The following is a 10,701-nucleotide window of genomic DNA, read 5'->3' as shown; positions in this document are numbered from 1 at the left end:
GTTGGACAGTTCGACAGGCCCGTGCACGCGCCAGCGTGGGCGGGCCTGTCGCGAGCCTGCAATTGTTGATGCGCGAACCGTGGGTTCTTGCGCTTCGAACCGTGGGTTCTTGCGGTCGTACGCCGGTCGCACGCCGGTCAGCTGGTCGCGCGGCCGCGTTGCCGGGCAGCCAGCAGGTAGGCCGCGGCCAGGCCGAGCTCGAGCCCGACGAAGACCCTGGTCAGCGGCCCGGTCTCCGGTTCGATCACGGCCGACACCGCCCGGCCCGAGGCCATCCCGGCGCTGAGTACGCCGATCGCGGCCGGCGACTTCAACCCGACCGCAGCGATGGCCAGCGTGAGGCCGCCGTACACCGCCCGGATCTCGTTGCGGGAGTCGGCCGTGGGCGCCGTACCGCCGAAGAGCTCGGGAACCATGGACGGGCGGGCGAGCGCCACGACGCCGATCGCCGCGTAGCTTGCAGTGCCGAGGGCAAGGAGTCGATTCACGACGCCCAGTCTGGCGCGGTCGGGCACGGATCGCCACCACCGCGTACGTCGCATCGAGTGCGGGCCCGAGGGTGACCACGGCCACAGTGCGAAGTGCCCGCGGAGGTCTAGCCTTGTCGTGGTCCGGGGACTCAATCGGGAGCCTCGAGAGCACAAGGAGTCTCACCTCATGAGCGAGCAGAACGTAGAAGTGGCCGCGCCGTACGGCGGAGGCGCAGCAGACGCCAAGGCGGCCGCGCCGGTCAAGCGGATCCGCACCCATCACCTGCGCGAGATGAAGGAACGGGGCGAGAAGATCTCGATGCTCACCGCCTACGACATGTACACCGCGCAGACCTTCGACGAGGCCGGCTGCGAGCTGCTGCTGGTCGGCGACTCGGCCTCCAACAACGTCCTCGGCAACGAGACCTCGCTGCCGATCACGGTCGACGAGCTCCTCCCCCTGACTCGTGCGGTCAGCCGCTCGGTCAAGCGCGCACTGGTGGTCGGCGACCTGCCGTTCGGCTCCTACCAGGCCTCGCCCGAGCAGGGTTACCTGACCGCCGTACGTTTCATGAAGGAGGCCGGCGCGCACGCCGTGAAGCTCGAGGGCGGTGCCGAGATGGCGCCGGTCATCGAGAAGCTCACCCATGGCGGCATCCCGGTGATGGCGCACATCGGCTTCACCCCGCAGAGTGAGCACACGCTGGGCGGCTACCGCGTGCAGGGCCGCGGCGAGAGCTCCGACCGGGTGATCGCCGACGCGCACGCCGTGCAGGAGGCCGGCGCGTTCGCCGTCGTCATGGAGATGGTGCCTGGTGACGTGGCCGGCCAGATCAGCAAGGAGCTGGTGATCCCGACGATCGGCATCGGCGCCGGCAACCAGTGCGACGGCCAGGTCCTGGTCTGGCAGGACGCGTTCGGCCTGCGCACCGGCCGCATGGCGAAGTTCGTCAAGCAGTACGCCGACCTGCACGGCGTGCTGCTCTCGGCTGCCGAGGAGTACGTCGCCGACGTCCGCGCCACGACCTTCCCCGGCCCCGACCACACCTTCTGACCCACCCCTCCTGCGCGAACCGTGGGTTCCTGCTGCGCGAACCGCGCGTGATTGACGCGCGAACCGTGGATCCTTGATCCGAGCACGACAAGGATCCACGGTTCGGCGCGCAAGAATCCACGGTTCGCGACAGGTACGTGGTGGTCAGGTGCGTGCTCCTGACGGGTGAGCGGACAACCGGGCGCAGCACTCGGGCGTCCAACGAGTGTCACCTCACCCACGGGAGCCCACCATGAACGCCATCCGCCGTACCCGACCCGCCTCGGGCCGCCCAGCCCGCCGCTCGACCCGACGCGGCGCCCGACTGATCGCCGTCCTCGCCTCGATGCTGGCCCTGGTGTTCACCACCGTGAGCACGCCCTCCGCCACCGCACTGCCGGCCTGGCGCGACACGGGCGCGTCGTGGAACAACCCGGTGGACGGTACGACGAGGGTCGTCGGCCTGCGCTACGCCACACATCCCCACTTCGACCGTGTCGTGATCGACCTCCGCGGCATCATCCCGGACTGGAGCACCAACTACCAGCGCATCTTCCGCTACGAGGGCAGTGGCGCACTGGTGCCGATCAGGGGCGCGTCGGGCCTGAACCTGACCATGATGGCGGCCGGCCACACCTACTCGGGCCGCAACGTCTACACCGGTCCCCGGATCGCCCGACCAGGCTTCGTCACCCTCAAGGCACTCGCCCTCACCGGTGACTTCGAGGGCTACGTCAACTTCGGGTTCGCCCTGCGGCACCGGGCGTCGTACCGCATCTTCGCCCTGCACAGCCCTCAACGACTGGTGATCGACTTCCGCCACTGAGGCGTCAGGACCAGTCGAAGAGGATGCTGCCGCCGAGGAGGGCCACGAACCAGAAGGCGATCGCCACCACGGCCAGTGCCGGCAGGCGCTTGGGGTGCGGGGTCCACCACACGCAGGCGGTGACCAGGAACCCGACCCAGACCAGGAGCAGCACGACCACGGCCCACCACGGCGCGACCAACCCGCTGGCGCCGTACAGGAACAGGGCGCACGCGAGTCCGCCCATGCCGACGAAGGGCCAGGGCGATGCGGGAACGTTGCGACTCACGGCGCCGAACCTACCGTGCTGCCCGGGCGGTCGACGTGACCACCATGGCCTGCCGTCGGTCGATCAGCACCCGGCCCGGCGAGCTCGCGACCAGTGGTGACGAGGTCAGTCCTCCACGGCGTCGTCGTTCCACTTCGGGTCGTTGTCCCACGACTCGTTGCGCTCCTCGACCTTCTCCAGGGCCCGCGAGGCCTCGGCCGAAGTCGCATAGGGACCGAGGCGGTCGGCGTTGCGGCAACCGTCCTCACCCTCGACGGTGTGGTGCTTCAGGCAGAACCAGTACTCGTCGCTCATGTCCCTGAAACTACACTCGCCGCCATGGCCGCAGTAACCCCCGGAGTGATTTCTCCCCGTCGTCCCGTCCCTGCCTCGATCCCGCGGCCCGAGTACGTCGACCGCCCCTCGCCGTCCCCGTTCACCGGCGAGGAGGTGAAGGACGCCGAGACCATCGAGAAGATGCGCGTCGCCGGAAAGCTGGCCGCGCAGGCCCGCGAGCTGGTCGGCGCGGCGGTGGCTCCAGGAGTCACCACCGACGAGCTCGACCGCATCGGGCACGAGTTCCTCTGCGACCACGGTGCCTACCCCTCGACCCTGGGCTACCGCGGCTTCCCGAAGTCACTCTGCTCGAGCGTCAACGAGGTCATCTGCCACGGCATCCCCGACAGCACCGTCGTGCAGGACGGCGACATCGTCAACATCGACATCACCGCGTTCCTCGACGGCGTGCACGGCGACACCAACGCCACCTTCTTCGCCGGCGAGCCGGACGAGGAGACCCGGCTCCTGGTCGAGCGCACGAAGACCGCCCTCGACCGCGGCATCAAGGCGGTGAAGCCCGGCCGGCGGATCAACATCATCGGTCGCGTCATCGAGGCCTACGCGAACCGGTTCGGGTACGGCGTGGTCCGCGAGTTCACCGGCCACGGCATCGGCACCCACTTCCACAGCGGGCTGGTGGTGCCGCACTACGACGACCCCAACTACGACGACGAGATCCGCGTCGGCATGACCTTCACGATCGAGCCGATGCTCAACCTCGGCACCCACGAGTGGGACATGTGGGAGGACGACTGGACGGTCGTCACCAAGGACCTGCGTCGCAGCGCCCAGTTCGAGCACACCCTGCTGGTCACCGCCGACGGCGCCGAGGTGCTGACCAACCCCTGACCCTCAGGTGAGGTCGTCGTACGAGATGACGCCCGCCTCGGCGAGCTCCCGCTCCACCCGGAGTACGGCGGTCTCGTGCTCGGGGTCGGCGCTCATCGCGGCGGCGAGGCGCAGGTGTGGCAGCGCGTCGGCAGGTCGTGACTGTCGCTCGAGCGCACGCCCGAGCGTGTGCCGCGCCCAGACGTCGGAGGGGTCTCGCTCGACGAGGACTCGCAGGTCGGCCTCGGCCTTCTGCAGCTGGACCCGCATGTAGTAGGCCCAGGCCCGCAGCGTCAGCAGCGAGTTGGCCTCCGGCTCGGCCTCGATGGCGGGCTCGAGGATCTCGAGGGCCTCGCGGGGAGCGCGCTGCTCGAGCAGCTCCCAGGCCCGGTGGTAGGCGTCGGAGGGATGCGAGGCCTGTCCCGGGAACATGATCAGCGGGATGGGGATCTCCTGGTCGTCCACTGCTGCTCCTTCGTCGTCGCTGTGGCTCACCCACCCAACATCGCCCATCCGGCCCGCATTCCTCTACCCTTGAGGCGCGGATGGGCTGGCCGGGCGACCGCGTTCGTCTCCTCACGGAGGCGGCCGAGGAAGGTCCGGGCTCCACAGAGCAAGGTGGTGGGCAACACCCACCCGGGGTGACCCGCGGGAAAGTGCCACAGAAAACAGACCGCCCGCTCTCACGAGCGGGTAAGGGTGAAACGGTGGTGTAAGAGACCACCAGCGTGCCGGGTGACCGGTGCGGCTAGGTAAACCCCACCTGGAGCAAGATCAAGAAGCCACTCCCCTTCGGAGGAATGGTGCGCACACGTTCGAGGGCTGCTCGCCCGAGTGTGCGGGTAGATCGCCCGAGGCTGTCGGCAACGGCAGCCCTAGATGGATGGTCGCCAACCGGGGCCACGCAAGGAACCCCGGCGAACAGAACCCGGCCTATGAGCCAGCCCGTCCGCCCCACCCCCTCTGGCCTGCGAAAACGCAATCAACTGGGGGCCACAGTCCGCAAAGAGTCCGCAAGACCGCCAAGCGCCGACTGGATCACGGCCCGTGAGCGATCGTCCTCGTCACCCATCAGGTGCCCGTAGGTGTCCCACGTCTCCGTCGCGGACTTGTGGCCGAGCAACGCTTGCAACGCCTTGATCGACGTCCCTCCCGCGATCTGCACCGACGCAAAGTAGTGCCGCAGATCGTGCATGGTGGCGTCCGTCCCCACCTGCCGGGCTGCGAGCGACCAAGCCCGCTGCAAGGTGGAGGGGCGCAGCGCCGATCCGAGCGTGGACGTGAACAGCAGCCCGGTGTCGTGCACTCCGTACGACGCGATGTGTTCCTCGATGGCGTCGAGCACGACCTGGGCAACCGCAATGTTGCGCACCGACGCGGGGGTCTTCGTGTCTGCGAACGCCACCTGCTCGCTGGTGGAACGCCTTGCGGCCTGCCGGTCCACCCGAATCACGCCGAAGTCCAGCGCGATTCGGTCGGTCGTGAGTCCGAGCAACTCGCCGCGACGCATGCCCGTCCCAGCGGCAACCGTGACGAGCGCCTTGTAGCGCCCCGGCAGGGCCTCGCGCAGTGCCACCACGGTCTCGGTGCTGATGGGCACAAGGGTGGACCTCGGTGGCAAGGCCGGGAGTTTGATGTCCACGCAGGGCGACTCCGGCAGCGCCCGCTCTTTGACTGCTGCCTTGAGGACGATCGACAGGACCGTGTAGCGGCCTTCCACGGTCGTGGGCGCGGCTTTCGTGTCCACCCAGTGCCTCACCAGCGACTGCACATCGGCCTGGGAGATGCGTGCGAGCCGCGTGCCCCCAATCGTGGGGTACACGTGCAGTCGCAGGATCGACTCGAAGGACTCCCCCGTGTTCTCGGTGTGCACCTGCCGCTGCCGCCAACGTTCGGCGTACTCCTTGAACGTCTCACGGCCAGCGCGGGGGTCCACGTACCTCCCGGTGACGACGGAGGCGGTCACCTCGTCCAGCCAGCGTCGGGCGTCGGCCTTCTTGACGAAGTGCCTTGCGTGCTCGCGCCCGTTCGCGTCCCGGTAGCGGGCGCGCCACCGCTCGGTGGTGATCGTCTTGCCCGTGCGCTTGTCTGCGCGGGTCTTGCTGAACTTCGCGATGCTCGCCATGACCGTTACTTGTCCTTCTTCGGGAGGTGGCCCTCATCACGGGCAAGTTGGATGTAGCGAAACGCCGTCCGTGGGCTGACCTGGAACGCACGCTTGACCGCATTTGCGGGCCTCGCCGGGTCCGACTTGTAGGTCTCGGCAACCCTGCGCAGGAGATCGTCGTTGATGCTCCGACGGTCAGCACGGCGAACTTCGCGGAGCCTTTTCACTTCCTCCGCCACCTTCGCCTCATCCTTGGCGTTGATCGTGAAGCCCCCTGGCGTGGCCTCGTGCAGGAAGGCAGGCACGATTGCCTCGATCCAGTCCTGCACCTGCACCGCACGAATATCTGTCGTGCGCACCTCACGCCCCCCATCCACTGCGGCGATCGCCAACCGGGTGCATCTGGGCACGCCGGTGCTGGCGTCGATGGTCATGGACAGGGCTGGCTGGCCCTCGCTGCTGGGGAAGTTGACGTCGATGACGCGACTCACCCACTGGTCGCCAATCTGCACCATGTCGGTGAGGTCGGCCTCGGCCCAGCCCGACCACAGATCAACTCGGTATTTCATGGTGCTCTCCTTTGCGCCGATCAACTGCACACTGCTGTCACTCCATACTGTGCCATTTCTATGCCACTGTAGTCAACGTTACTACCGGAAGGAGCAGCAATGAGTGAGTACATGACCACGCAGGAGGTGGCGGCGACGCTGCGCACCTCCCCCGAGACGATCCGGTACTGGCGACACACCGGCAAGGGGCCGCGTTCGTTCAAGGTCGGTCGCCGAGTGCTGTACGCGAAGGAGGACATTGACGCGTTTATCGCGGCAGCCATGGCCGAGAGCGAGGCGTGATGTCGCTCATCGGAAACAGCACCGCCCCCGACCCGAAGGCCGAGGGCGGGACGCTGCTGGAGAGCAACAACTCACCCACCATCGTACCCACCGACGACCTGCACCACGGCGTACACGGGTGCCCCGGCTGCGGTCGGCAGTGGGACGCGATCTGGTTCCGCACCACCACCTGCACCTGCGGCACCACGGGCGTACCCACACCGGCACCGCCTGAGCGCGCCGCCAGCGACGACCCGCCGAGGCATCCCCGCGACATTCTGTTCGCGGCACGCGAGGCCAGGCGCGCGAAGGCGGCTACGGGGTGCCCCAGCGACGGCCCGCCTAGGCATCCTGGCGTCCTCCTGTTTGGGATGCGTGACGCCGAGCGTGCCGCCAAGGCTGGACCGCCGCGCCCCCGCAAGGCTGGGAGCAAGATCGGTCGCCTGCGTGGCCTGTCGTTGAAGGTCCGCAACGCACCCACGGGAGAGCGCAACACCGTGCTCCACTGGGCTGCCTGCCGTGCCGGGGAGATGGTCGCGGCTGGTGAAGTGGACGAGGCCACCGTGGTCGGCATCCTGCACGATGCCGGAATCGCCGCAGGGCTCACGCCCAACGAAGTCGGCGACTCCACCTGGGGCACCATCGGCTCAGGGCTGCGCACCGGCATGGGCGAAGGTGCCGAATGACCACCGCCTGGCACCCCGAAGACGAGCCCGCCGAGCAGGAAGACAACGAGCGCGAGGACACCGACGAGGCCGGGTCACCGATGCACGACCCCTCCCGACTGGAAGACGCCCACATCGCCGAAACAGTGGCACGCCGCGCCCTACGCGACTTCTGCTGGGCTGGCCGTGGCCTGGGGTGGATGCACTACAGCAAGGGCCGGTGGACCGAGGTCACAGAGGCCAAGGTCGTTGAGCAGGTACGCCAAGACGTCATCGCCCAGTACGGCAAGGAGGCAACCGACGGGGCCGACACCGACCGCCTCAAGCGGGTCACCGGACTGCTGTTCCGGCCCCGCATCGTCGGCATCACCAAGTTGTGCGAAGGCATCACCGAACGCGACCCCGCCGACTTCGATCAGCACCCCGACCTGCTCAACGTCGGCAACGGCGTAGTGGACCTGCGCACCGGCACCCTGCACCCCCACGACCCCAACCTGCTGCTCACCAAAATCACCCGCGTCCACTACCGCCCCGACGCCCACGCCGAGGACTGGCAGCACGCCCTGGAGGCCCTGCCCGCCAGCGTGCGGGACTGGGTGCAGGTGCGGGTCGGGCAGGCCGCCACCGGCCACCCCACGCCGGACGACGTGCTGCCCATCCTCCAGGGTGGTGGTGCCAACGGGAAGACCACCATCACCGGCTCCATCAGCCGCGCCCTGGGCGACCACGCGATCATGGTGCCGGAACGTGTGCTGCTGGCGAACAAGTCGGACCACCCCACCGAACTGATGACATTGCGCGGTGCACGCCTTGCGCTGATCGAGGAAACACCCGAGGCACGGCACCTCAACGTTAAGCGGCTCAAGGACACCGTGGGCACCCCCACCATGACGGCGCGCAAGATCAGCCGGGACAACGTGACGTGGGAGACCAGCCACAGCCTCTTCATCACCACCAACTACGTGCCGCGCGTAGACGAGACCGACCACGGCACCTGGCGTCGCCTGGCCCTGGTCCGCTTCCCCTACCGCTACGTCACCGACCAGCCCACCGGACCATGCGACCGCAAGGCCGTCGCCGGGCTGCGGGAACGACTGCGCGATGGACGCCACGGCGAGCATGAGGCGATCCTCGCCTGGGTCGTGGCAGGTGCACGCCGCTGGTACGACGCCGACCAGGTAATGCCCCCGGCACCCACCATTGTCGCCAGCGACACCTGGGCATGGCGTACGGAGGCTGACCTGATCCTGGGCTACGTCCATGACCGCCTGGTCTTCGAAGCCACCCGGCACGTGCCGTCCCGCGACCTGCACGAGGACTTCAACCAGTGGCTGCACAGCCGGGGCAACCGCGAAGTCTCCGAGGTCGTCTTCGCGTCCAGGTTCGGGGAGCACACCACCGTGACCCAGCACAGCGTGACCAAGCGCCGCTTGCGCCGCTCCGAGGGGCTGGACCGGCCCCATGGAGTGGTGAGCCACCTGGGGCAGCAATACACCGCCTGGGAGGGCGTGAGGATGCGGCGACCCGATGACCCGGCCCCAAACGAGTCCGGCACAGATGCCGACGCTGACCTGGGAAAAGAGAACTGTGTGCAGCCTGTGCAGGGGCAGTTGGTCGGTTCTCGTAAAGAGAGCTCTTTTGAAACTGACCAAACCACCCTGCACAGCATGCACACGGACCCCCTGGCGACCCTGGGCAGCCTGCCGGGTCGCTGCCCCTCCTGCCACCAGCACATCGCATCCCAGGGCCACACCCGCGACTGCCGCAAGGCCAAGCAGGCGTCGTAGACCCCCGCTGGTGCCCGGTGCCCCCGTGGTGCCCGGCCCCACGGGCACCACCCCTCGAAAGGAAGAAACCATGACCACCGCCAACCTCCGCACCATCGACCAGCAACGCGCCGGACGCCTCCTGCTCGGCTGGCTGCGCAGCGACAAACTCGCCATCGACGCAGCCGTCAACGACGCCGCAACCGACCCCCACGGCGGCACCCCCGGCATCCTGTTCGCCATGACCACCCTGGCCGCCGAACTCACCAACCTGGTCGCCCCCGACGACGCCGAACAGCAGATCGAAAGGGCACTGATGCGCATTGCCCAGGACCACCCCGAGGGTGGTGGCACGGCATGAGCGACCAGGAGCCCAGCCCCGACAACCGCTGGCAGTGGGACGACAGCCAGTGGAGCGCTAGCACCAGCGCACCGGCCAGCCCTGAGCAGGTGCCCGACCACCACGACCGTGACGGCCTTACCGCCAGCCTGCGGCGGCTGCTGCGGTGGGCACACCGCTGATCGCCTGCGCATGTCCACAAGGCAAGGCAAGATGCTGCGCATGGAGGAAGAGCAAGTGCCAGCACCGGAACTCGACGGCAGGCCATTCAAGGCATGGCTGGTTGCGCAGCCCGAGGTCGACGCACCCGTCTTCGTCCGCCGTGAGGGCACTAGCGTCATCGTGCGCAAGAAGGACCCGTGCGACCCCGACCCGCCCCGCATCCCCTGCTATGAAGGTGACGAGGTGAAGTGCATGACCGCTGTCTCCCACACCGCGCTCATGGGTCCCTCAGGGAACGGCGACGCATCGGGCCTAATCACCTCGATTCGCATCGTCCCCACCCGCCGCGAACCCGGCCACGTCTACGCCCGAACGCTGCGGTACGGCGAGGAAGACGACGGGCGACGCGTCCATTTCGAACCCGGTGAAGCGGTCACGCTGGAGGAATGCGCGGTAGCGCTGGACCACCTCGACGCCGAGCAGGAGGCAACCGAATCCGGCTACGTGCCACTCACCCCAGTGCTGTGGTCATGGCTGTCCATCGGCGTACGCGATGAGGAGCAGTTCCGGTACCTGCTGGCTGCGGCACGTCGGCTGGACCAAGCCAATGAACTCCTCATCCAGATCGAGCGCCACACCGCCGAGGCCAAGGAGACAGCGAGCCACGGCCCCACCTTCCGCCGTCATGTCTTCGCCGTGCTTGGCGGTGTGGAGACCACGGTAGTCACTCTGCACCGCGCCATCGACATGGCAAAGAAGGCCAGTTCCAGCATCGGTACGACAATTGCACTCCCCGAGTCCATCACGCGGTTGTGGGCTGCACTGTCGGCGATCAGGAACGCCTATGAACACATCGAAGACCGGGCACTCGGCAACGTGTGGGGCAAGCCCGATCCGGCAGCCCTCACTATCTTCGACAACACCGCACTACTGCACGACGACACCATCGTCTACGGGGGCCACCGGCTGACGTTGGACGGCGACGTACCAACACTGCTCACCGACACTCGACAGTTCCTCAAGGACGCCGCACGAGGTCAGGCCTCCCCGGAGGGGTAGGGGGTCGCAGCCACGGGCGTCCGTCACCG

At 68.0% G+C, this 10,701-nt stretch carries 15 protein-coding genes and 1 other RNA gene; 10 read left to right on the top strand and 6 right to left on the bottom strand.

The window, feature by feature from the left end; translation table 11 throughout:
* Positions 1–137: 137 nt before the first annotated feature.
* Positions 138–488 carry a DUF4345 family protein gene (locus ASH02_RS23230; protein WP_200951227.1) on the bottom strand — a complete coding sequence of 117 codons (351 nt, stop codon included), beginning with the start codon at positions 486–488 and terminating at the stop codon, positions 138–140.
* 169 nt (positions 489–657) lie between these two features.
* On the opposite strand from ASH02_RS23230, the gene panB reads away from it, so the two are divergent.
* Positions 658–1,524, top strand: coding sequence for a 3-methyl-2-oxobutanoate hydroxymethyltransferase (gene panB / locus ASH02_RS23225; RefSeq protein WP_056687656.1), 867 nt, complete (start codon positions 658–660; stop codon positions 1,522–1,524).
* Between the two features lie 232 nt (positions 1,525–1,756).
* The gene (locus ASH02_RS23220) at positions 1,757–2,329 is read left to right on the top strand and encodes an AMIN-like domain-containing (lipo)protein (protein WP_056687658.1); all 573 of its coding nucleotides are present in this window, start codon (positions 1,757–1,759) and stop codon (positions 2,327–2,329) included.
* A 4-nt stretch (positions 2,330–2,333) separates the two neighbouring features.
* Here ASH02_RS23220 and ASH02_RS23215 read toward each other — a convergent pair whose 3' ends face one another.
* Positions 2,334–2,597: a hypothetical protein gene (locus tag ASH02_RS23215; protein WP_156393764.1), complete on the bottom strand. Its 264-nt coding sequence runs from the start codon at positions 2,595–2,597 to the stop codon at positions 2,334–2,336.
* Positions 2,598–2,702: 105 nt separating this feature from the next.
* The gene (locus ASH02_RS23210) at positions 2,703–2,891 is read right to left on the bottom strand and encodes a hypothetical protein (RefSeq protein ID WP_056687663.1); all 189 of its coding nucleotides are present in this window, start codon (positions 2,889–2,891) and stop codon (positions 2,703–2,705) included.
* A gap of 24 nt (positions 2,892–2,915) precedes the next feature.
* Between ASH02_RS23210 and map the strand changes: the two genes are divergently transcribed.
* Entirely contained in the window at positions 2,916–3,764 is an 849-nt protein-coding gene (gene map, locus ASH02_RS23205; RefSeq protein WP_082564117.1) for a type I methionyl aminopeptidase, read from the top strand.
* A gap of 3 nt (positions 3,765–3,767) precedes the next feature.
* Here the strand turns inward: map and ASH02_RS23200 are convergent, their stop codons facing one another.
* Positions 3,768–4,238 carry a tetratricopeptide repeat protein gene (locus ASH02_RS23200; protein ID WP_235530103.1) on the bottom strand — a complete coding sequence of 157 codons (471 nt, stop codon included), beginning with the start codon at positions 4,236–4,238 and terminating at the stop codon, positions 3,768–3,770.
* Positions 4,239–4,289: 51 nt separating this feature from the next.
* Here ASH02_RS23200 and rnpB point away from each other — a divergent pair.
* An RNA gene (gene rnpB / locus ASH02_RS23810) (RNase P RNA component class A) lies at positions 4,290–4,695 on the top strand.
* A gap of 30 nt (positions 4,696–4,725) precedes the next feature.
* Here rnpB and ASH02_RS23195 read toward each other — a convergent pair.
* Together ASH02_RS23195 and ASH02_RS23190 are read right to left on the bottom strand one after the other, a co-directional pair.
* The gene (locus tag ASH02_RS23195) at positions 4,726–5,868 is read right to left on the bottom strand and encodes a tyrosine-type recombinase/integrase (RefSeq protein ID WP_057295546.1); all 1,143 of its coding nucleotides are present in this window, start codon (positions 5,866–5,868) and stop codon (positions 4,726–4,728) included.
* A 5-nt stretch (positions 5,869–5,873) separates the two neighbouring features.
* Positions 5,874–6,419 (bottom strand): hypothetical protein, encoded by a 546-nt coding sequence (locus ASH02_RS23190; RefSeq protein WP_156409849.1) that lies wholly within the window; start codon positions 6,417–6,419, stop codon positions 5,874–5,876.
* Positions 6,420–6,518: 99 nt separating this feature from the next.
* Between ASH02_RS23190 and ASH02_RS23185 the strand changes: the two genes are divergently transcribed.
* The 6 genes from ASH02_RS23185 (at position 6,519) to ASH02_RS23165 (ending at position 10,672) form a co-directional block, all read left to right on the top strand.
* Positions 6,519–6,701: a helix-turn-helix domain-containing protein gene (locus ASH02_RS23185; RefSeq protein WP_057295544.1), complete on the top strand. Its 183-nt coding sequence runs from the start codon at positions 6,519–6,521 to the stop codon at positions 6,699–6,701.
* The gene (locus ASH02_RS23180; protein ID WP_057295543.1) at positions 6,701–7,366 is read left to right on the top strand and encodes a hypothetical protein; all 666 of its coding nucleotides are present in this window, start codon (positions 6,701–6,703) and stop codon (positions 7,364–7,366) included. The genes ASH02_RS23185 and ASH02_RS23180 overlap by 1 nt, the downstream gene beginning before the upstream one ends.
* Positions 7,363–9,132 (top strand): DNA primase family protein, encoded by a 1,770-nt coding sequence (locus tag ASH02_RS23175; RefSeq protein ID WP_057295542.1) that lies wholly within the window; start codon positions 7,363–7,365, stop codon positions 9,130–9,132. The genes ASH02_RS23180 and ASH02_RS23175 overlap by 4 nt, the downstream gene beginning before the upstream one ends.
* Before the next feature lie 70 nt (positions 9,133–9,202).
* Positions 9,203–9,472 carry a hypothetical protein gene (locus ASH02_RS23170; protein ID WP_057295541.1) on the top strand — a complete coding sequence of 90 codons (270 nt, stop codon included), beginning with the start codon at positions 9,203–9,205 and terminating at the stop codon, positions 9,470–9,472.
* Positions 9,469–9,633: a hypothetical protein gene (locus tag ASH02_RS26290; protein WP_156409848.1), complete on the top strand. Its 165-nt coding sequence runs from the start codon at positions 9,469–9,471 to the stop codon at positions 9,631–9,633. The genes ASH02_RS23170 and ASH02_RS26290 overlap by 4 nt, the downstream gene beginning before the upstream one ends.
* A gap of 31 nt (positions 9,634–9,664) precedes the next feature.
* On the top strand, positions 9,665–10,672 hold the full coding sequence (locus tag ASH02_RS23165) for a hypothetical protein (protein ID WP_057295540.1): 1,008 nt from the start codon (positions 9,665–9,667) through the stop codon (positions 10,670–10,672).
* The last annotated feature ends 29 nt before the right edge of the window (positions 10,673–10,701 follow it).

This window comes from Nocardioides sp. Soil796, from assembly GCF_001429525.1.
GTDB lineage: Bacteria > Actinomycetota > Actinomycetes > Propionibacteriales > Nocardioidaceae > Nocardioides.
Note: the sequence above shows the minus strand (reverse complement) of the source record. Positions and strands in the feature narration are given on the sequence as shown.

Excerpts from the sequence above, each read along its gene's own strand:
- panB (WP_056687656.1), top strand. The coding sequence starts at position 658 with ATGAGCGAGCAGAACGTAGAAGTGGCCGCGCCGTACGGCGGAGGCGCA.
- ASH02_RS23220 (WP_056687658.1), top strand. The coding sequence starts at position 1,757 with ATGAACGCCATCCGCCGTACCCGACCCGCCTCGGGCCGCCCAGCCCGC.
- ASH02_RS23210 (WP_056687663.1), bottom strand. The coding sequence starts at position 2,891 with ATGAGCGACGAGTACTGGTTCTGCCTGAAGCACCACACCGTCGAGGGT.
- map (WP_082564117.1), top strand. The coding sequence starts at position 2,916 with ATGGCCGCAGTAACCCCCGGAGTGATTTCTCCCCGTCGTCCCGTCCCT.
- ASH02_RS23195 (WP_057295546.1), bottom strand. The coding sequence starts at position 5,868 with ATGGCGAGCATCGCGAAGTTCAGCAAGACCCGCGCAGACAAGCGCACG.
- ASH02_RS23190 (WP_156409849.1), bottom strand. The coding sequence starts at position 6,419 with ATGAAATACCGAGTTGATCTGTGGTCGGGCTGGGCCGAGGCCGACCTC.
- ASH02_RS23185 (WP_057295544.1), top strand. The coding sequence starts at position 6,519 with ATGAGTGAGTACATGACCACGCAGGAGGTGGCGGCGACGCTGCGCACC.
- ASH02_RS23180 (WP_057295543.1), top strand. The coding sequence starts at position 6,701 with ATGTCGCTCATCGGAAACAGCACCGCCCCCGACCCGAAGGCCGAGGGC.
- ASH02_RS23175 (WP_057295542.1), top strand. The coding sequence starts at position 7,363 with ATGACCACCGCCTGGCACCCCGAAGACGAGCCCGCCGAGCAGGAAGAC.
- ASH02_RS23170 (WP_057295541.1), top strand. The coding sequence starts at position 9,203 with ATGACCACCGCCAACCTCCGCACCATCGACCAGCAACGCGCCGGACGC.
- ASH02_RS26290 (WP_156409848.1), top strand. The coding sequence starts at position 9,469 with ATGAGCGACCAGGAGCCCAGCCCCGACAACCGCTGGCAGTGGGACGAC.
- ASH02_RS23165 (WP_057295540.1), top strand. The coding sequence starts at position 9,665 with ATGCTGCGCATGGAGGAAGAGCAAGTGCCAGCACCGGAACTCGACGGC.